The organism is Tunturiibacter lichenicola (assembly GCF_051013355.1).
Taxonomy (GTDB): domain Bacteria; phylum Acidobacteriota; class Terriglobia; order Terriglobales; family Acidobacteriaceae; genus Edaphobacter; species Edaphobacter lichenicola_F.
On the sequence record NZ_CP132944.1, the window covers coordinates 22,151 to 42,586 of the forward strand.

A 20,436-nucleotide genomic window follows, 5' to 3' on the forward strand; every position below is an offset into this window, starting at 1 on the left:
GATGGACTGAGTTCCTGTAATCTGTGAGGTTCTGATGAACCGACAATATAATTTGACGGGTCAGGAACCCTTTGCTCGAGAATGCCGCTGACCGTGTTCATTTGTGCCACGCAGATTCTCAGACTTTGGTCTCTATTCCTTGTTTGGCAAGTTCCGCTGATCGCTTTTCAACGGATCTATGGTTGGAGAGCAATTGAATAGCTCGTGCTTCTACCACCCTCGGCATTGCGCTTCAGGACACCTTGGCGGACGAGGGCAAGGATGTCGCGAGTGGCCGTATCCTGTGAGCACTTCGCCAGCTTCGCCCACTTTGACGTCGTGAGTTTTCCCTCAAATCCGTCCAGAAGGCGATTGAGGACGAGCCTCTGGCGCTCATTGAGGGAAACGGCTGCGATGGATTCCCAGAAGCGAGCTTTGACAAGAACGGTCCCGAGCGTCGTTTGCGCGCAGTTAATGGCATGACCCAGACAGTCGAGAAACCATGCCATCCAATTCGTGATGTCCATCGCGCCGCGCTGGGCCTGCTCAAGATGATCGTAGTAAGCGCGACGTTCCTGTTGGATCTGCGCCGACATGCTGTAGAAGCGCTGTGAGCTCCGTTCCGACCGAGCAAGACTCATATCTGCGATAGCGCGCGCGATGCGGCCATTTCCATCGTCGAAAGGATGAATTGTTACGAACCAGAGGTGCGCCAGGGAAGCTTTCACGACCCAGTCTTTTTCGTTAGCTTCGTTGAACCAGTTGAGAAATGTCTGCATCTCGTGATTCAGACGCTTGGCGACCGGTGCCTCGAAGTGAACGTGTTGTCGGCCTGCCGGACCGGAAACGACTTGCATGGGGCCTTCGGCGTCGTCGCGCCAATTGCCGACAGTGATCTTCTTCATTCCGCTCCGGCCGGTTGGGAAGAGCGAGGCATGCCATCCAAAGAGCCGCTCCCCAGTCAGGGGCTCGTCATATTGGCGCGTCGCATCGAGCATCATCTCGACCACACCCTCGACGTTTCGATCGACGGTCTGGAGGCCGCCGATATCCATGCCCAGTCGTCTTGCGATGGAGGACCGAACCAGTTCTTCGTTGAGCTTTTCGCCCTCGATCTCACTGCTCTTGAGAACGTCTTCCGTGAGGGTCACCAAGAGGGCCTCCTGCTGAAGCCGAAAGCCGAGATTTTCCATCCGGCCCAGTAATCGCCCCTGTTCGTGGCGCACGGTAGCTAGTGGTTCAATCAGGCGTTTGCGATCCCAATCGAAGTTGGGCCAGGCCTTGAGCTCATGGATGTACCTGCTCAATCTCCGCACTCCTTGCGGAGATTATAGGCCCTAATCTCCGCATCTGGAAGGATTATCTCCGCGGGACATGCGGAGATAACTTAGGCACATCTCCGCAAAAAATCGCTAACGAACCCACGACCTCTGCCTTAAGGCAAAGGTCGTGGGCAGAGGTCTACAGGAAAGAGGTCGTGGGTTCGATAAGGGTTCAATAAGGGTTACTTTGGGTGTCTCAGGGCGCTAAAGGAGCCATCCGCTACGCCTGTTTCCAATAAGTTACGTCTTTCCAGTTCACTGTCACGGCAGAGGTCGCGGGTTCGAGCCCCGTCGTCCCCGCCATCATTCTGAAGGACTTTCGAATGATGGGTGGCCCCAAGACAAAGGTCGCGGGAGTCATAAGGTGCAATAGTGTTTTCCCGCCTTTTGAGAGTGTGTGCAATCCTCCGTTCCAAACAGATTCGGAACATGATCCTTACAACATTGCTTGTGCAGCTCGCTTGTCGACCGCACTGCCTTGCGGAAACATTCCGCGTGATCCTCGGCGTTTCTTAAGAGTTCCTAAACCGTCTTTACATCCTTGAACTATGTGCCGAAGGTAACAGGAAAGGGATATGCAGAAGGGCTACCCTTGGGTAGCCCTTCTTTTTTGCGGAGTTGAGGTACAACCGACGAACTACGCTTTGCGCAGGTCGTAGCGGTCGAGATTCATGACTTTGTTCCACACGGCTATGAAGTCCTTCACGAAGATCTCCTTCGAGTCGGCCGATGCATAGACTTCCGCGATGGCCCGTAGTTGAGAGTTGGAACCGAAGATCAGATCCACACGAGTGGCGGTCCACTTAATCTCACCTGTCGCGCGATCTAATCCTTCAAACGAGCCCTCCGCTGTAGAAGATGCTTTCCAGTCTGTCGCCATATCGAGCAGGTTGACGAAGAAGTCGTTTGTCAGAGTCTCGGGCGTCGTGGTGAGGACACCGTTCTTCGAGCCACGGTAGTTGGCACCGAGGACGCGCAGGCCTCCAACGAGGACGGTCATCTCAGGAGCGGTCAGAGTCAGCAACTGCGCCCGGTCGACGAGCAACTCTTCGGCGCGCACGGTGTGGCCGAGCCGGAGGTAGTTGCGGAAGCCGTCCGCCGTCTGCTCCAGGGGAGCGAAGGCCTCAACATCCGTCTGCTTCTGCGAAGCGTCCGAGCGGCCAGGCGAGAAGGGGACAGTAACGTTGTATCCGGCCTTCTTCGCAGCCGCTTCAACCGCAGCGCAACCGCCCAGAACGATCAGGTCGGCGAGCGAGACCTTCTTGCCCGTCGCGTTGAAGTCATTCTGAACTCCCTCGAGCGCACTGAGAACCTTCGCGAGCACGAGAGGCTGGTTCACTTCCCAGTTCTTCTGCGGCTCGAGGCGAATGCGTCCACCGTTCGCTCCACCGCGCTTATCAGAGCCGCGGAAGGACGACGCCGCTGCCCAGGCAGTCGAGACGAGCTGCGAGATCGAGAGACCGGATGCGAGGATCTTCTCCTTCAGTGCGGCGAGGTCCGATTCGCCGATGAGTTCGTGATCGACAGCGGGGACGGGGTCCTGCCAGAGCAACTGCTCCTTGGGAACCAGCGGTCCGAGGTAGCGGACGATCGGACCCATGTCGCGATGTGTGAGCTTGAACCATGCACGAGCGAAGGCGTCGGCGAATGCGGCGGGATCTTTCTGAAAGCGCTTGCCGATCGTTTCGTAGGCCGGATCGAACTTGAGTGCGAGGTCCGACGTGAACATCATGGGCAGGTGCTTCTTGTCTTTGACGTGTGCGTCAGGGAAGTTAGCTTCCTCGTTCACGGCGTACCACTGCCAGCCACCGCCTGGGCCTTTCTTCAGGGCCCAGTCGAAGTTGTAGAGGTTGTCCAGGTACTCGATGTCCCACTTAATGGGGTTGCTGGTCCAAGCGCCTTCGAGGCCGGAGGAGATGGTGTCTTCCGAGTGGCCCTTGCCCTTGCCGTTCTTCCATCCGAGGCCCTGCTGCTCGACGGGTGCGCCTTCGGGTTCAGGGCCGACGTTCGGACCGGGGTCATATGCGCCGTGGCCTTTGCCGAAGGTGTGGCCACCGGCGATGAGGGCGAAGGTCTCTTCATCGTTCATGGCCATGCGGCCGAAGGTCTCGCGAATGTCACGTGCGGAGCCGACGGGGTCGGGCTTGCCATCGGGGCCTTCCGGGTTCACGTAGATGAGACCCATCTGCACGGCAGCGAGAGGATTGTCGAGATTACGCTCCCCCTGATAACGGTCGCTACCGAGCCACGTGTGCTCTGAACCCCAGAATATGTCTTCTTGCGGAACCCAGACGTCGGCGCGACCGCCGCCGAAGCCGAAGGTCTTGAAACCCATCGAGTCGAGCGCGACGTTGCCGGTAAGGATCATGAGATCGGCCCATGAGATCTTCTTGCCGTACTTCTGCTTGATGGGCCATAGCAGGCGGCGAGCCTTATCAAGGCTGACATTGTCGGGCCAACTGTTTAGCGGCGCAAAACGCTGCGTGCCCATGCCTGCGCCGCCGCGGCCATCGTGGGTGCGGTATGTGCCGGCGCTGTGCCATGCCATGCGAATGAAGAACGGGCCATAGTGGCCGTAGTCCGCGGGCCACCAGCTCTGTGAGTCGGTCATCAGGGCGTGAAGATCTTTGATGACGGCGTCGAGGTCAAGGGTCTTGAACTCTGCCGCGTAGTCGAAGTCCTGCCCCATGGGATCGACCAGCTTGGTGTTCTGATGCAGGACGGCGAGATCGAGGCGGTCAGGCCACCAATGCTCGTTGCGCGTGATCTTACGCGAGTTGAGCGTGACAGCGCCATGCTTGGGCGAGGCCGTCTCTGTGGCGGTGACGTTTGCGCTTGGGCCGTTGCCGTGTGGTACCGGGCACTTCATCTCATCTGACATTTTTGCTCCTTCGTTCTCATTGCTGGGAACCGTGTCCCACGGTTGGTTAGCGAGTGGATAGTGTTAGCTACGTTTGGTTTTCTGGCACGCGGAACAGATTCCGATGACGTCAATAGCGTAGCGTTCGGCTCGAAAGCCTCCGGGCAATCGTTGCAGCGCGGGAAGAACGCCGAGATCCTTTTCTTCGATGTCGGTGATGGCCTTGCAATGCGAGCAGACCATGTGGTGGTGGAGGTGGCGGTTCAGTTCGACTCGGAGGGAGCCGTGATGCATGCTGACTTCTTTTAGCACGCCTCTTTCGACGAAGAGATGAATATTTTTATAAACCGTCGCGAGGGAGATCGCGGGTATACGCTTCTTGACCCGTGCGTAGACCTCTTCCGGGCTGGGGTGGCCAGGCATTGTTTGCATTATTTCGTAGAGAACCTGGCGCTGGTGGGTCGCGGTTAGCCCGTGATCCACACAAAGTTCACGAAAGGAACGAGTCTCGACGCTGGAAGAAGTCTGCATCAGAAGCTAGTAAACGATAATTATTGTTGTTCGTCAAACTGTGGAAATATCACACCATGAGCGATGGGTTGGACTACGAACTTGAGAGGATTCTGTAGACCCACTGTGCGGTGTTCACTGGAGGCGCTTGAGTAATAGCGACTAATTTTTCGTGTTGGTCGCTTAGACTGCAGGCGGGGTCAGTATTTGCGGCATCGCCTGTCAGCTGAAATGCCTGGCATCTGCATCCGCCGAAGTCTATCTCTTTTCGATCGCAATCGCTGCATGGCTGAACCATCCAGTCGTGGCCGCGAAAACGATTGAACGCAGGCGATTGTTCCCAGAGCCATTGCACGCTGTGCATACGGATCGAATCGAACTCCAGGCCGGGGATAATACCGGCAGCATGACATGGGAGCGCCTGTCCTGAAGGATCGATGAGCATCATCTGCCGCCCCCATCCGCCAACGCAGGTCTTGGGGTAGCGCGCATAGTAGTCCGGCAGCACAGCTTGTAGCTGGATACGTCCACTCAGTCTCGATTGAGCCTCCGCAATCAACCGGACAGACCTCTCCACTTGCGATGGCGTTGGCATGAGTCTGTCGCGGTTGGTCAGAGCCCATCCGTAGTACTGGACATGAGCAACTTCGATTCTTTGCGGTTCGAGCGATTCGGCCAGAGCAAGAATGTCTTCAAGGTGGTCGAGATTTTCGCGATGCACCACCACGTTGACGGTGAACGCCATGTCTCGCGCGCGAATCAATTCAGCGAGCTTTAACTTGTGGGCGTGTGCACGAGCGCCTGCGAATTCGTTTGCTTTTTGCTCATCTGAATCTTGCAGGCTCAGCTGAATGTGTTCGAGGCCGGCGTCTTCAAGTTCACGCAGACGGTCGGCAGTAAGCCCAAGGCCCGATGTGATCATATTGACGTAGAGATTCGCTTCCCTGCCTGCCCTTACCAGGTCTGCTATATCGTGGCGCGCCAAAGGCTCACCGCCAGTGAGATGAAGATGAAGCGCCCCTAGCGTTGAAGCCTGCTGAAAGACTCGCACCCATTCTTCCGTGCGCAACTCACCTTCGCTTGACTGCATCTGGAGCGGATTGGAGCAATAGACGCAGTGCAACGGGCATCGATGGGTGACCTCCGCCACCAGCGAAAGCGGCCCCGGAATGGAGTTCGCAGTGCTTGCTGTTGCGTGAGGTGTGACTGCCAGTTCCATGGAACCTAATCCTTGTAGAGGAGGACGCTACGTGCGTGAAGCTTTTCGATGAACTGCTTCACCTCAATAGCGATGCGGGGAGCCTCACTGGAGGCATGTTTTTCCTGGAGCAGACTCGCGATGGCATCAACGGAACGATGCCCGTCGATCAGGGAGATGATCTCGCTGGCTGCACCCTTGAGGCGCAACGCGCCCTCCGGAACCAGAAGCATCGCTTCGTCCGCCGAGAGAGTGCGTACACGACATCCGATTGCCAGACGCGGCACTCTCGAGTCGGGGATTGCTTCACTCATGATGCCTCTGGTCGAAACAAAAGAGGTTGCGGGGGAAGTGATCCCGGGTCGACGTAGCAGTATTGAAGAGCGTCGAGCTGAGCCCAGAGTAGAGCGCACTTTCGCTCCAGAGATCGAACGACCACCGACTGCAAGTGAGGTGTGTCGGCATGCTCGAAGGCGTAGTCGAATGCAAATGCGGCATCTTCCGGAGCCTGGGTCAATCGCCCTTGAAAGTAAGCGAGGCCGTGTTGCAGCCACGGATAATATTTGGCGAGAGCGTCCATACGCAATGCAATCAATTGTCCGGCAAACAACTCGGTGAGCGACGAGGAGACTGCCTCCAGCAGACTGCCATTGCGAACCAGATCGATGTAGGCGTCGACTGCATAGCGAACTCCGGGAAGAATGGCATTGCCCCGGGCGACATAACTGCGGTCGAGACCTGTGGCCTCAGCTAATTGCAGCCACTTCTCGATGCCGCCAACTCCGGTGTCGCCGTCGTGATCGACGATGCGTTTTCGCCATGCCCGACGAAAGCCGGCATCATCGGACTTGGACAAGATAATGGCGTCTTTGATGGGAATCGAGCTTTGATAGTAGTAACGATTTAATACCCATGCCTGCATCTGCCCTCGTGTCAGTTCGCCTGCGTGCATACGCAGATGAAAAGGGTGGCGGTGATGGTACATCGCTTCACCAACCTGCTGCAGGCGCTGACGCAACTGTGTCTTGTCGAGCAAAACGACTTCAGATTGCTCTAGATCGTTATCTCTAGTCCGTCCCATGCCACTTCCCAGCCTGCGTCGTCCACTTGCCGACGCGCCGAACTCTGCTCATTCAAGATCGGGTTTGTGTTGTTGATATGTGTGTATATCTTCCGCATGCCGTTCAGGTCGCGAAGAGTCGAAAGAGAGCCATCCTGGCCGCTGATAGGAAGATGCCCCATGGAACGGGCCGGAGCAGTTCCTGGTTGGATGCTCTGAAGCTCGTCATCACTCCAAAAGGTTCCGTCAACAAGGATAGCTGAACAGGTACGAAGAAGTTCCTTCAATGAAGGTGAGACGGATGAGAGTGCAGGCAGGTAGGCAATGCGAGCACCGTTAACTTCTTCAAGAAGAACGCCGATGGTTGCGCCGGTCAGGTCCAGATCCGCCCTCTCTTCTTCTCGGACGTAAGCAGGGAGACTGCCGGACAAGGCGATGGGAGTGCAGACTAAATTTTCTCCAGCATGAAAGCTGACACCCGGTTCGATGGTGGTCCAACGACTCTGCCCTGGGAGACGATCAAGCATCTGGAAGAAGCTATTTTTCTTGAGGATGCTTATGACGGGCCGGGTGGCGTAGATGCGAACCGGAGTAAACTCACGCATCAAGAGAAGACCAAGAACGTGGTCGAGATCGGCACTCGTAAGAATCACTCCGGCCACGGGAGTGTCGCGCAGGTGATTCGTTGAGTTTGGATGAAGTTCTGGGTTATTGATCAGCTGGTCCCGAAGGTCTGGAGATGCGTTGACCAGAAACCACGAGTCATCTCCAGCAGAAACTGCCAACTGAGACTGGCTGCGTGCACGGATGTTTGGTTCATTGTTCCGTACAGCAGAGCAGTTAGTACAAGCGCAGTTCCATTGCGGTAGGCCGCCACCTGCAGCGGCCCCCAGTACTTTAATCCTCACACAGCCCTGCTTACAGCTCTACAGGCGCGTAAGAGTTGATCTCACAGTTAAGGGAAATTTCTTCGAAGTCGGGTGTGGCCCAGGTCGATTGTGTCATGAAAAACCTCTCGGGAAAGATCAGAACAACTTATCTCCGAGTCTAGGCCATCCTGTCCTTACGTGCAAATGGGCGAACCGTTTTGTATCGAATATTCGAATAGAAAGAAATCTCTTATTCATAAAACGACGGGATAGCGGGTGGATTGGCTCGTGCAATGTCACCGGTTTTGAACAGGCAGAGCGAACGAAACCGCTCTTTATGAGTGCCAGTACGATATTCTGCGGTTCTGCGATGACGAACGATACGATAGCAAATTTGGCGAGTGAAGCAGCTGGGTTGACTCCGGTAATGCGCCAATATTTTGCGGCCAAAGAGCAATACCCGGACTGCCTCATGTTTTGCAGAATTGGCGACTTCTATGAACTGTTCTATGAGGACGCCATCCTGGTCTCAAAGGAGTTGCAGCTAACTCTGACGGCTCGCGATAAAGAAAAGAAACAGCCGATGTGCGGAGTTCCGTACCACGCGGCGGAGACGTATCTGCAGCGATTGCTGCGCAAAGGCTACAAGATCGCCCTGTGCGAACAGATGGAGGATCCGAAGCAGACAAAGACGATCGTGCGACGGGAGGTGACCAGGGTACTGACGCCTGGGACAGCGCTTGATCCAACATTGGGTGCGGAACAAAGTAATTATTTGGCAAGTGTGGCGGTGCTTGGTGCAGGGTCAACGATGGTCTGTGGGTTGGCACTGGTGGATCTCTCAACGGGGGAGTTCAAAGCAACCGAATTCAGCGGACAGGGTGGTTGGGCAAGTGTCGTCGATGAGTTGGGACGCGTGCGCCCTGTCGAACTGCTCTATGGAAACGGATTGCTGGGTGGAGTGAATCTAGCAGGCGAAGACGAGACGGCAACCGGATTGGACGCGATCCGGACCAAGACTGCGGTCGAGGAGTGGGTGTTTACCGCAGAGTATGCGATACCGCTGGTGCGAAACCATTTCAAAGTGCACTCGCTGGATGGGATGGGATTGGGCGGCCATGAGGCTGCGGCAGTCGCTGCAGGAGCGCTTCTGCACTACATGCGCGCGACCAAACAGGGCGGATTGGAACATGTCGATGGACTGCGGTTTTACGAGCGGTCGACCTGTCTCGAACTTGATGCAGTGAGTGTGAGGAATCTTGAGCTGGTGGAACCGCTGTTTTCTGGTGAGTCGGTGCAGACGACGTTGTTCTATACGATGGATGCTTGCTGTACGCCGATGGGAAAGCGCCTGCTGCGGGCGTCGCTGCTGAGGCCGGCGAGCGACTTGGCGGAGATCGAGGCGCGACTCGATGCGGTCGGTGAAGCTGCAAAGGATCTGCGACGGCGTGAGGGCTTGCGGCGGTCGATGGATGGGCTTCTCGATCTGGAGAGGCTTTTGGGAAGGGTAGCGTTGGATTCTGCCGGGCCGAGAGAGGTCATGGCACTGGCGAATACGTTGGGCTGTGTCCCGGGAGTCGTAGCGGGAGTGAACATGTTTGAAGCGGGGCGATGGCGGGAGCTAGCCGCGAGCGTTGATCCGTTGGAAGACCTGCACGAGATGATTGTGAGGACGATATCGGATGAGCCGCCAGTGTCACTGGGTGACGGCGGGGCGATTCGCGAGGGTGTCGATGCAGAGCTGGATGAGCTTCGTGAGTTGAGCCGGAGTGGGCGGCAGGCACTCGCGTCCATTGAGGAACGTGAACGTGAGAGAACGGGAATTGGCTCACTGAAGGTGCGCTTCAACAGCGTCTTTGGCTATTACCTTGAAGTAACCAAAGCGAATGCGAAGGCCGTTCCGGCTGACTACGAGCGCAAGCAGACGTTGGTGAATGCCGAACGATTCACGACTCCGGAGCTGAAAGAGTATGAGACGAAGATTCTCACCGCACAAGAACGAAGCGGAGAGATCGAGCGCAAAATATTCGCCGAGTTGAGGAGACAGTTGCTGGATGCCGCAGGCCGAATGCGTGAGACGGCTCGGAAGATCGCGGAGATCGATCTGCTTGGCTGCTTCGCACACCTTGCGGCGCTGCGTGGGTGGGTCAGGCCGCAGGTGGAGAGTTCAGGAGTGCTTGAGTTTGTGCAGGCTCGTCATCCGGTCGTGGAGAGGCGGCTTGAAGAATCGGGTGGCGGACGGTTCGTGCCTAACTCGGTCCACGTAAACGCTGACGCAGGACCTGCCGTACTGCTGATCACGGGACCGAACATGGGAGGTAAGAGCACTTACCTTCGGATGGCGGCACTCCTGGTTGTGATGGCACAGATGGGCTGTTTCGTTCCCGCTGAAGCGATGCGACTTGGCCTCGTGGACCGCATCTATACGCGGATTGGGGCGAGCGACAACGTGGCGCGGGGACGGTCCACCTTTATGGTCGAGATGACCGAGACGGCAGCAATTTTAAACACTGCAACGAATCGGTCTCTGGTACTGCTCGATGAGATGGGACGAGGTACGGCCACCTATGATGGTCTGAGTCTGGCATGGGCCACGGTTGAACATCTCCATGACCGGATTGGTGCACGGACGTTGTTTGCAACGCATTATCATGAGCTGACGTTGTTGTCTGAGCGGCTGGCCCGACTTACGAATCTGCGCGTGACGGTTAAAGAGACCTCAGGGGGAATTGTGTTTTTGCACACGGTTGAAGCTGGGCCGGCAAGCAAGAGCTACGGAATCGAGGTGGCGAAGCTAGCTGGCTTGCCTGCAAGCGTTATCGCACGAGCGCGCGAGGTATTGAAGGTGCATGAGCGAGCAGAAACACAGCAGGTCAGAGAGGCTTCGCCAACTCAGACAGTACAGATGACGATGTTTACACCTTTGTCGCAAAGGATTGTGGATCGGCTGGCAGAGGCGGATGTCGACGGGTTGACCCCAAGGGAAGCGTTGAATTTGCTTGCCGAGCTGCAAAGGGAGTTGAAGGGCAGTGCGTAGCTGCTCTGACATGAGCTAACAAAGATTCGTTGAGAACTCTCGGAGGTTGTTGAGTTGGCTAAGACGATGGTGGTGGCAGGGGTGATGAGTGGAACCTCGGTGGATGGAGTAGATGTCGCGATTTGCAAGGTCTCCCCGGCGAAAGATGGGAGTTCAACACCTCGCGTGAAGCTGTTGGGGCATGTGGGTTCGGCATATCCAAAGGCATTACGAGCTGCAGTTCTCCAGGCAATGGATGCAAATGCGATCTCGGTTGCCGAGCTGTCGAGGCTGAATTGGCGACTAGGCGAAATCTATGCGGATGCGATTGAGAAGGCACAGATTCAGCTTGGCTTGAAGGCGGCGCTGGTGGGGTGCCATGGACAGACGGTATATCACCAGGGAGTTGCAGAAAAATATCTGGGAAAACCTCTTCGAACAACCTGGCAAATCGGTGAAGCGGCAGTGATCGCGGAGCGATTGCGAGTGCCGGTCGTGAGCGATCTGCGACCTGCAGATATCGCTGCCGGTGGGCAGGGCGCTCCTCTGGTACCGATGCTCGATTACTGCATGTTTCGTTCAGCGAAGGTGAGCCGGGTGTTGCAGAATCTCGGTGGGATTGGAAATTTGACCGCGATTCCTGCGGAGGGCGGTGTGGACGCCATCATGGCGTTCGATACGGGACCTGGAAATATGGTGATCGACGCTTGCATGAGGCGATTGTACGAGCGAGAGTTTGATCGAGGCGGAGCGGTGGCGCGTAGCGGGCAGGTGGTGCCGGGAGTGGTGGAGCAGGTGCTCGCAACAGAGTACTTCGCTTCCCCGCCGCCAAAGTCGTGCGGGAGAGAGCAGTTTGGGGAGAGGTTTGTCTCTCAGTTTATTGCTATGTGTCGGAACGCTGCTCGTGATGTGCCTGATGAAGATGTGATTGCGACCGCGACCACATTAACCTCCGCTTCAATTCTGGATGCATACCGCAAATTTGTGTGGAGACATGTAGGACAGGCGGCTCCACTGTCGCGAGTAGAGTTTGTGGTGGCAGGAGGTGGAACTAAGAATGGCGCCCTTATGGGGATGTTGCGTGATGGCCTTGAACCTCTCGGCGTAAAGCTCCGCTTGATGGACGAGTTCGGAGTCCCTGCCCAGGCAAAAGAAGCAATTGCGTTTGCGCTACTGGCATGGTTGAGTTGGAGTGGATTCTCTGGGAATGTGCCGGCGGCAACCGGCGCACAACGTGCTGTTGTGCTGGGGAAGGTTAGCTACGGATGAGTTGTGCGTTGAATTGGTCAAGCGTGGCGTGCAATCGCGAATATTTCAGAAGGTTGCTATGTCTAGGACGTCGAATCTGCGGCGGCTTGATAGTACTGCTTGGCCTGAATTTGTGTGGATGTATGCGACATGTCGATGATCCATCCACGGTCGTTATGATTCTCGAAAGCAGTCCGAACAATCTGGATCTGCGGCAAGGGACGGATGCTCAGTCGGAACGAGTGGGTGGACTTATCTTCGACGCGCTCGTCAAGAAAGATGAGCACTACGAACTCCAACCCTGGCTAGCCGCGAGTTGGGATCAGCCGGATGCGCTGACATGGGTGTTTCATCTGCGAGACGGGGTACGGTTCCACGATGGGCGGCCCCTTGAGGCGCCCGATGTGGCCTATACCATTGAGAGCCTCATTGATGGCTCACTCGTGACGGCAAAGTCTGGGAGTTTTGCGACAGTTGATCGGGCGGAGGCGAAGGATCGGCTAACGGTGGTAGTCCACATGAGGCGACCCGATGCGGGGCTGCTGTTCAATGTAAGCGATGGATTGTTTGGAGTAGTGCCTCGGGGCAGTGGAAGAGACCTCGGGTTGCGCCCAATTGGGTCTGGGCCGTTCAAGTTTGTGAGTGCAGTGCAGGATAAAGAAGTAATACTGGAGCGAAATCAGCACTACTGGTCGATATCCCCCGAGGTGCCTGCAGATGCACGAAGAATCGAACGAGTGCGGTTCGAGGTTGTGCCGGATGCGATAACGAGCGCGCTGGAGTTGAAGAAGGGATCCGCGGATCTCGCCAGCAACGTGGTGACTTTGGACATGGTGCACACGCTGGAGAGCGCGGCCAATCTACAAGTGGAATCGGGGGTGGGTTCTCCAGTAGTTTATGTGACATTCAATGTTACAGATCCACTGTTGAAGGATAAGAGGGTGCGTCAGGCAGTCGCTTGCGCGATCGATCGGCAGGCGATTGTAGACGCGATCTGGCGAGGGCAAGCAAGGTTGGCTGACACACTGCTGCCTACAGGACACTGGGCTGCGGCTTCAGATGCGGAGTTGGAGCAATATCCCAATGACGTCGGTAGGGCGCAAAGACTATTGGATGAGGCTGGCTTTCCTGTTGGCAAAGGCGGGGTCAGGCTGCGGCTGACCCTGAAGACGAGCACGGACGAGACGACACGGCTGATGGCGGCGGTGCTGCAACAGCAGTTGCGTGCAGCAGGGATTCGGCTGGAGATTCGGTCGGCGGAGTTTGGAACGTTCTATGCCGATGTGACCAAAGGCGCGTTTCAGATCTATGCGCTGCGATGGATTGGGAGCAACGAAGATCCGGATATCTTTCGGTATGCGTACGGTTCGGGCAGCTTTCCGCCGAAGGGAGGAAATCGTGGCCGGTATTCCAACCCCAACGTGGATGCGCTGCTCGCAGATGCTGCGGGTTCAACGGACCGAACCGTGAGAAAGGCTGACTATGTTGAGGTGCAGAAGATTCTGTCGGAAGAGTTGCCGGGAATACCGCTTTGGTATCCGAATAACGAAGTGATTCACACTCGTCGCGTGCAAGGAGTTGTAGCGCGGGGTGCAGGAAGCTTTGATTTTTTGCGGGACGCATGGGTGGTGCGGTAGCACGATCGCATGGGTTAGTTGCCCCTATGGATTCGCACGCAACGATGGTAATAGGAATATCAGGCTTCTTGTAGCAACCTTAGTCGTTCGACCTCGACTTGTGCCATCTCATATGTTGGCCAAGTGAATTTTTCGCCGTGTTTACATCCGAATCCGGCAGGGATTCACAGGGAATTCCCAGTCCAGGGGGTTCAACTCCGACCCCGTGAGCCTTATGGGGTAATGCCGTTGGTTGCCCCCCAGGGATTCGAACCCCGATTGATCGGTTCAGAGCCGACTGTTCTACCATTGAACTAGGGGGCAAAGTGCGTAGCGTGGTGCGCTCTGCGTCGCGAACGGGTGCTCGCTGACTGCCTTCTAAGAGTGTACGAGGTGAAGGAGATAAGGTCAACGTTTGGGCCGCTACCATATGTTCCGTTATGGGTAGAATTGCGGTTATGACTATGTTGCATGATGCGATTGCTCGTGACTTTCTGGAAGTTTCCTGTCGCAGGCTGGATCAGATGACCGAGTGCCTTGAGGTCTGTCTGCGCAAGTTGAGTGATGAACAGGTTTGGCAGCGACAGGGAGCACATGAAAATGCTGTCGGAAATCTTGTTTTACATCTTTGTGGAAATGCGCGGCAGTGGCTGATCCACGGGGTGGGTGGGGCGACTGATATCAGGGTGAGGGATACGGAGTTTAGTGCCGATGGGGGCAGGACTGGAGGGGAGTTGATCGCTTTGTTCCGAAGTACGATGGCTGACGCTAAGAGCGTGATCTCTGCTGTGTCGGCTGAGCGGATGGCCGAGAGAATCACTCCGCAGGGACGCGATGTGAGTGTGCTCGAGGCGATCTATCAGGTGGTTGGGCATGTGCAACAGCATGTGGGCCAGATTATTTTGCTGACCAAGCAGATGACAGCGACGGATCTTGATCTGACGATGCCTCGTCCCCGCTGAGATTGCGGAGTTGAATCACACCGGGGTGGGGTGGGTGGAGGCCGGGATGGGTTGTCGCCGCGATGCACGCGAGGCCCTCAAGTAGTGTGTGGGCCGGGGTGTTGAGGAACTGGTCAGGAATGCAGAAGACTCTGCGCTCGCGGACGGCTCGAAGGTGGTGCCAGCTTCGTTGCGCGATGACTCGCTCCAGCGGGACGCGGGAACCGGCTCCGCACCAGGAGAAGAGGAGGACGTCGGGATCGGCAGCGGCGACGTCCTCTGCAGTGGTGTGGGCTCCGGGTATGCCGAGGTAGCGGCCACCCGCGGCTTCGACGAGTTCGGCGACCCAAGATTGGGAGTGGATGAGAGGCTTTCCCCACTCTTCGCAGTAGACAGTTGGTGTATGGGAGCGTTGCGCGCTGCAGAAGCGTGTCGCTTCGACGGCGGACTGCATCTCGGCGACGAGGGCTTCGCCTTCAAGCCGTGCGTCGACGACTGCGGCGATGAGGCGAATGTCGTTGTAGACATCGGCGAGGCTGTGAGGTGCGAGAGTCAGGACGGGTAGCCCGGATTTGAGGATCGCCGCGAGCGATTCCATACGGTAGGGCACGCTGGCGATCACCAGATCAGGTTTGGCCGCGAGGATCTCGTCGGTGTTTGCGGTCCAGCTGTCGTGGAGGATGTGAGGATTTCGCTCTGCCAGTTCGGGGAGGGCCTCGAGGCAGTAGCGGGTGCAGGCGCTGAGGTGATCCAGACGCTTCAGGGCGGCGAGCGTGATGGTGATCGAGGGTTGCAGGGAAGCTATTCGCATTTCATCTCTCGGAGTCGTCTCGTTTGTTACGCGTGTAAATTAGTGTTTCGCGTTCGGAGGTACCCCCTCCCCCCTGGGGTATCCTGCGCGTAAAATATTTATTTTCAGCAACTTAACAACCGAACATACCTGCAAAATATTCATTCAAAATGACTTACGTGCAAAATATTGATTTAAATAGGTTTACTCCGCATTCAGCGTGACTCTGTCTTATTCGCCTTGTCTTTTGACCTCTACATCCAGTATAGCTACCTGGGTCAAGGAAATACGCCATGCAGAAGTCCTTATCTTGCAATGGGTTGTGGCGTTTCAGGGCTTGACAGAATTGTCTCTGCTGCATGTTCCAGTCGCAGTGAAATTTAGAAGCGGTTGCGATCGAGGTTTCTGGTATTGATACGATGTGTCTCTACTGAAAGTGCAATATACAGGCGTTCGCTGACCGTTACCGTCTGCAAGTAGGAGCATTCTGTGGACCGTCGCCAATTTGCATCACGTTCATTAGCCGCAGTCGCAGGGGTCGCACTGCATCGTCACTACGGCTATGCCGCTGTGCCAGCCTCGGCACAGCAAGTTCCCGGGAAGGTGCCAGATTCCTTGATAGAGGCGGCGCGGTTCCCCGAAGGTTTTCTCTGGGGCACCGCCACCGCCTCATACCAGGTGGAAGGCGCGTGGAACGAGGACGGCAAGGGCGAATCGATATGGGACAAATTCACTCACACGCCTGGAAAGGTAAGAGGTGGCGTGACAGGCGACGTGGCTTGCGATCAATATCATCTCTATCCGCAAGACATCGCAATGGCCAAACGCCTCAACCAGAAGAGCCACCGCTTTTCCATCTCCTGGCCGCGCATTCAGCCTACGGGCGTTGGCACCCCGAACATGAAGGGCCTCGATCACTACAGCCGTTTCGTGGATGCTTTGCTCGCTGCCGGCATACGGCCCTGGTGCACGATGTACCACTGGGATCTCCCTCAGGCACTCGAAGATCGTGGAGGCTGGCCCAATCGCGATCTTGCCAACTACTTCGCAGACTATGCGGGCATTCTGGCCAAACATCTCGGGGATCGAATCACAATCTGGGCACCCTTCAACATGCCCTGGGCGATCGCCTTCATGGGGTATGCGGCAGGCGCTGCACCTCCTTGCCGAACCAGCTTCAGCGACTTCCTGAAAGCTGCGCACACCCTTGCGCTCGCTCAAGCCGAGGCACACCGCTCAGTCAAAGCCGCCTCACCCAAAGCAGCATTCGGCAGCGCATACGAGATGGCCCCCGCATACCCGAAGACGGATTCAGACGACGATCGCGCAGCCGCCGCTCGATACCATGCCATGAACAACGTCTTCTTCCTCGAAGCAGCTATGTATGGCCGCTACCCGAAAGCCTTCGTCGGAGAGCCGCCGTACGACGTGATGGGCTTCAAAGCAGGCGATGAAAAACTGCTTCACGCGCCGCTGGACTGGGTCGGCTTTCATTACTATTCACGCCGCATCGTCGCGGATGCCAGCAAGGAGAAGTTTCTCGGCGGCGGTAACTTCAGCGGCACTGAGATTGAAAACAACTCACCGGGTGGCCGCGATCCCTACACACGCTTCCGCGCCGCCATGCCCACCGAGGGGCCGCTGACCGACTCAGGTCTCGAAGTATGGCCGCGCGGAATCTACGACCTCGTCACCCAGATCTCGAAGGACTACAACCACCCCATCATCGAGATCACCGAGAGCGGCTGCGGTTATCTTGACAGTCCCGACGAGCAGGGCCGCGTACCTGATGTGCGCCGCATCCAGTGGTACCGTGAGGTGCTCGCCGAGTTGGCGCGCGCGATCGCCGATGGAGCAAAAGTTCGCGCGTACCATGCCTGGTCCCTCCTCGATAACTTCCAATGGGCAGAGGGCTATACCGAACGCTATGGATTGATCTATACGGACTTTCGCAGCCAGAAGCGCACGATCAAGGATTCGGGCCTATGGTACGGGCGAGTTGCTGCCTCTAATCGGCTGGACGTATAACGCTCGCGGACAAGAAACGAGAAACAGGGATCTCAACTTGTTTGAAGTTGAGATCCCTGTTGATGATGCCGGTGTGTCTTTGAGTTAACTGCGGACTCCGTACCTTGCCGCTGAGTGTTTGTTCGAGAGCAATGGAGTGAGCGCGACGCGAGCGGCTTCAAACTTCTGCCAGTCTTCGACGTTGGGAAGCGCAGGAATGGTGACCAACTCTCCACGGTCAAATGCCACGAGCGACGCATCGACCATCTCTTCTGAACTCATCACGATCTCGGAGGGAAGATTCTGATGTCCGCCGATGCCTGCACGATCCCAGAACTCGGAGGCTGTTGCGCCGGGAAGGACAGCCTGCACCTGAACGCCCTTGCCGCTGACTTCTTTGTGCAACGACTGCGTCAGGTTCAAGACAAAAGCCTTGGTTCCGCTATAGACGCCGTTCAGCAGCTCGGGATGCAGCGCGACGACCGATGCGATGTTGATGATGGCACCATGTTTGCGCTCGAGCAGGCCAGGCAGCGCCGCAGAGGTCAGCCGGAGGAGCGCGGTGATGTTCAGGTCGACCATATTCTCCATGTCGTCGATCTTCGAGTCGATCAGGGAGGTGACACCACCGAAGCCAGCGTTATTCACCAGCGTGGTGATGGAGGTGTCCGTCCGGAGGCGATCTTCGAGTTTGCGCAGGTCGGCCTTATTGGTGAGATCTGCTGCGATGGCTTCGACTTTGCGGCCGGTCTTTGCAGAGAGTGTGGTTGCGAGTTCGCTGAGGAGTTTGCCGTTGCGAGCGACGAGGATCAGGTCATAGCCGCGGTGTGCAAGACGGTCCGCGTAGACGGCGCCGATACCTGTCGATGCGCCGGTGATGAGAGCTGTGCCTTTGGAAGAAGAGCTTGAGGTCGACATGATGATTCTCCATGAAGCTGAGATGTAAACCGGTGTGCTGGTTTGCTTATTTAGAGTAGACCGGTTGGTTCCAAGATTCATGAATATTTTTTTCTTTTTGTTAGGGCGTGTTTCGGGCTTCCCTGCTATTTCTTCAAGAGGACTTCGAAGGCGAAGCGCAGGAAGATCTCAAGTGGAGCTTTGCTCTTATCCGCCTTCATGCGCACTAAAGCGCCCTCGTAGCTGTTCAAGAGAAACTCTGCCAACGCATCTGGATCGGTGGATCGTTTAAGTTCGCCAAGCTCGATTGCTTCGCGTAGAACACCTGCAACTCCGCTTTGCCAGACGACGAACACGGTATGCAGTTGATTTTGCAGCTTCGCGCTATGGTCGGCGACCTCAAGGCTCAGGTTGCCGATAAGACAACCGCTGATCTCGGCGTCTGGGCCGTAGACGCGGATCAACTCCTCAAAGTACGTCCGCAGGCGCTTAAGTGGAGGCACCGATACATCTCCCAACACTCGTTGCGCGCGACGGGCTTCCTGGTCTGCGTATCGCTGCAGCACCTCCACCGCAAAGGTCTCTTTGCTGGGAAAGTAGTGATAGAAGGAGCCTTTTGGCACTCCGGCAAGATCCAACACTTCCTTTACGCCGGTTGCCGTGTAGCCGGACAGATGAAGTTGCTTAAGGCCAACCTCGATGAGGTGCTCGCGGGTTTTGAGCTCGGAGCTCACAATCTTTATATTAGACTGGTCGGTCGATTATTGCAACCGTGCATACGGTTCGGAGGATGATGATGTCAGCTTTCCTATGTTCAGGGTGTTTTGGTGACGACTCGCTCCAAAATGGTGTCATTTGGGTGGTGTTATGTGGTCTTTTGGTGGTCTTTTGTGGCTGGTTCGGTGGTGATACGGCCAGAGACTGCGGCGACAGCTACTCTACGGGGAGCTTGGCGTTGTATCCATCGCGGGCGATGACGGAGTACTTCTGGGGTTTGCCCTTCTCGTCCTGCATGCGGAGGGGGTGGCCTTCGTTGTCGACCAGAAGGACTTTGACCTTGCGATAGCTGCCGTCGTTTTTGTTGTTGGTGGGGCGGTAGGTGAGGACGTACTCGTTGCGGATGGAGTCGTTGATGGTGCCGAAGATGTCGGGGAGCTCGCCCTGGAAGACGGGAGCGAAGCTGAGGCCGCCGGTCATCGAGGCGAAGGTCCTGAGCTGGTTCTGGGCCTGCAGGTAGTCGAGTTCGCGAGGACCGCCGCCGCCGCTCATCTCGTTGAGCATGGCTCCGGTGCTGATGGTAAAGATGGTGACGTTTTGTGCGGCTTTGACCTTGGCGTAGATCTTGTCGAGGGTGAGCTTGGAGAAGGTGTCGCGGCCGGAACCGATGAGGATGATGTACTTGCGGCCTTCGATGCGGCTGGTGCGGTCAAGGGTCTCGTAGAGGGCGTCGAAGAGGTTGGTGTCGGAGAAGCCGGGGATCATCAGGGACTGAAGCGACTGGGCGATGAGGTCCTTGTTGTTGGTGAAGTCGGTAAGGATGTGCGTGCGGAGGTCGTAGGTGATGACGGCGACGTAGTCGTCTTTGCGCAGCGTGCGGAAGAAGGTGTAGGAGGCGTTGCGCATGTCGTTGATGAGGTAGTAGCTGTTGGCGGCGAACTCAAGCAGCATGACGGCAGTGATGGGCGTCTGGGTGGTGCGGACGCTGGTGACGGTCTGGGGCACGCCGTCTTCGAGGATAAGGAAGTTATTGGCCTTGAGGCCGGGGACGAACTGGTGTGTCTTGTCGAGGATGACGTTGGCGTCGATGTTGACGATGGGCACATCAATGCGGAGAGAGTAGGTGTCGTTGTTCGGGTTTTTGACCTTGGGGGCTTCGGGAGCCACTGGAGGCGGCGGAGGCTCGTCGGCCTCCTTTTTCTTTTTGAGGACGATGTCGCCGCTGTCGGTTTGTGGGCCGGGCTCGTCGGTTGGCGCGGCGGTGGGTTTTTGCGGTGGATTCTGGCTGGAGGGGGCATCCTGCGCGTGGGCGCATGGGAGGGCGGGGATGGAGAGGCAGAGGGCTAGAAGAAGGCAACGGGCCTGATGGTGAGAGGCGATGGTCATCATCTGAAACTTTACTCCGA

General features: G+C 56.7%; 17 protein-coding genes and 1 tRNA gene. 5 read left to right on the top strand and 13 right to left on the bottom strand.

Going from position 1 to position 20,436, the window contains the following annotated elements:
* Positions 1-176 precede the first annotated feature (176 nt).
* The 8 genes from RBB82_RS00075 to pqqA all read right to left on the bottom strand — a co-directional run bounded on the left by RBB82_RS00075 (position 177) and on the right by pqqA (position 7,934).
* A complete protein-coding gene (locus RBB82_RS00075; RefSeq protein WP_433973085.1) occupies positions 177-1,286 on the bottom strand; it encodes a Fic family protein in 1,110 nt (369 codons plus the stop codon).
* Positions 1,287-1,938: 652 nt separating this feature from the next.
* The gene (gene katG, locus RBB82_RS00080; RefSeq protein ID WP_433973086.1) at positions 1,939-4,182 is read right to left on the bottom strand and encodes a catalase/peroxidase HPI; all 2,244 of its coding nucleotides are present in this window, start codon (positions 4,180-4,182) and stop codon (positions 1,939-1,941) included.
* 63 nt (positions 4,183-4,245) lie between these two features.
* Positions 4,246-4,692 (bottom strand): Fur family transcriptional regulator, encoded by a 447-nt coding sequence (locus tag RBB82_RS00085; RefSeq protein WP_433973087.1) that lies wholly within the window; start codon positions 4,690-4,692, stop codon positions 4,246-4,248.
* A 73-nt stretch (positions 4,693-4,765) separates the two neighbouring features.
* The gene (gene pqqE, locus RBB82_RS00090; protein WP_433973088.1) at positions 4,766-5,890 is read right to left on the bottom strand and encodes a pyrroloquinoline quinone biosynthesis protein PqqE; all 1,125 of its coding nucleotides are present in this window, start codon (positions 5,888-5,890) and stop codon (positions 4,766-4,768) included.
* 5 nt (positions 5,891-5,895) lie between these two features.
* Positions 5,896-6,183, bottom strand: coding sequence for a pyrroloquinoline quinone biosynthesis peptide chaperone PqqD (gene pqqD, locus RBB82_RS00095; protein ID WP_433973089.1), 288 nt, complete (start codon positions 6,181-6,183; stop codon positions 5,896-5,898).
* A complete protein-coding gene (pqqC, locus tag RBB82_RS00100) occupies positions 6,180-6,950 on the bottom strand; it encodes a pyrroloquinoline-quinone synthase PqqC (protein WP_433973090.1) in 771 nt (256 codons plus the stop codon). The genes pqqD and pqqC overlap by 4 nt, the downstream gene beginning before the upstream one ends.
* A complete protein-coding gene (gene pqqB, locus RBB82_RS00105) occupies positions 6,923-7,837 on the bottom strand; it encodes a pyrroloquinoline quinone biosynthesis protein PqqB (RefSeq protein WP_433973091.1) in 915 nt (304 codons plus the stop codon). The genes pqqC and pqqB overlap by 28 nt, the downstream gene beginning before the upstream one ends.
* 10 nt (positions 7,838-7,847) lie before the next feature.
* Positions 7,848-7,934 carry a pyrroloquinoline quinone precursor peptide PqqA gene (gene pqqA / locus RBB82_RS00110; RefSeq protein ID WP_179586853.1) on the bottom strand — a complete coding sequence of 29 codons (87 nt, stop codon included), beginning with the start codon at positions 7,932-7,934 and terminating at the stop codon, positions 7,848-7,850.
* A gap of 234 nt (positions 7,935-8,168) precedes the next feature.
* Between pqqA and mutS the strand changes: the two genes are divergently transcribed.
* From mutS to RBB82_RS00125, 3 genes are all read left to right on the top strand, one after another.
* Positions 8,169-10,835, top strand: a complete 2,667-nt coding sequence (gene mutS, locus RBB82_RS00115; protein WP_433975451.1) for a DNA mismatch repair protein MutS — start codon at positions 8,169-8,171, stop codon at positions 10,833-10,835.
* Positions 10,836-10,889: 54 nt separating this feature from the next.
* Positions 10,890-12,083, top strand: a complete 1,194-nt coding sequence (locus tag RBB82_RS00120; RefSeq protein ID WP_433973092.1) for an anhydro-N-acetylmuramic acid kinase — start codon at positions 10,890-10,892, stop codon at positions 12,081-12,083.
* Between the two features lie 122 nt (positions 12,084-12,205).
* Positions 12,206-13,699, top strand: a complete 1,494-nt coding sequence (locus tag RBB82_RS00125; protein ID WP_433973093.1) for an ABC transporter substrate-binding protein — start codon at positions 12,206-12,208, stop codon at positions 13,697-13,699.
* Between the two features lie 229 nt (positions 13,700-13,928).
* On the opposite strand, the gene RBB82_RS00130 is transcribed toward RBB82_RS00125, so the two are convergent.
* Positions 13,929-14,002 (bottom strand) — tRNA-Gln (locus RBB82_RS00130).
* A gap of 134 nt (positions 14,003-14,136) precedes the next feature.
* Here RBB82_RS00130 and RBB82_RS00135 point away from each other — a divergent pair.
* Positions 14,137-14,640 carry a DinB family protein gene (locus tag RBB82_RS00135; protein ID WP_433973094.1) on the top strand — a complete coding sequence of 168 codons (504 nt, stop codon included), beginning with the start codon at positions 14,137-14,139 and terminating at the stop codon, positions 14,638-14,640.
* Here RBB82_RS00135 and RBB82_RS00140 read toward each other — a convergent pair.
* A complete protein-coding gene (locus RBB82_RS00140; RefSeq protein WP_433973095.1) occupies positions 14,576-15,430 on the bottom strand; it encodes an ABC transporter substrate-binding protein in 855 nt (284 codons plus the stop codon). The two genes, RBB82_RS00135 and RBB82_RS00140, sit on opposite strands and share 65 nt — an antisense overlap.
* Before the next feature lie 468 nt (positions 15,431-15,898).
* Here RBB82_RS00140 and RBB82_RS00145 point away from each other — a divergent pair, with 468 nt between their 5' ends.
* Positions 15,899-17,437 (top strand): glycoside hydrolase family 1 protein, encoded by a 1,539-nt coding sequence (locus RBB82_RS00145; protein ID WP_433973096.1) that lies wholly within the window; start codon positions 15,899-15,901, stop codon positions 17,435-17,437.
* Positions 17,438-17,521: 84 nt separating this feature from the next.
* Here RBB82_RS00145 and RBB82_RS00150 read toward each other — a convergent pair whose 3' ends face one another.
* The 3 genes from RBB82_RS00150 to RBB82_RS00160 all read right to left on the bottom strand — a co-directional run bounded on the left by RBB82_RS00150 (position 17,522) and on the right by RBB82_RS00160 (position 20,419).
* A complete protein-coding gene (locus RBB82_RS00150) occupies positions 17,522-18,334 on the bottom strand; it encodes an SDR family NAD(P)-dependent oxidoreductase (RefSeq protein ID WP_433973097.1) in 813 nt (270 codons plus the stop codon).
* 125 nt (positions 18,335-18,459) lie between these two features.
* On the bottom strand, positions 18,460-19,047 hold the full coding sequence (locus RBB82_RS00155; RefSeq protein WP_433973098.1) for a TetR family transcriptional regulator C-terminal domain-containing protein: 588 nt from the start codon (positions 19,045-19,047) through the stop codon (positions 18,460-18,462).
* 199 nt (positions 19,048-19,246) lie between these two features.
* The gene (locus tag RBB82_RS00160) at positions 19,247-20,419 is read right to left on the bottom strand and encodes a VWA domain-containing protein (RefSeq protein WP_433973099.1); all 1,173 of its coding nucleotides are present in this window, start codon (positions 20,417-20,419) and stop codon (positions 19,247-19,249) included.
* Positions 20,420-20,436 lie beyond the last annotated feature (17 nt).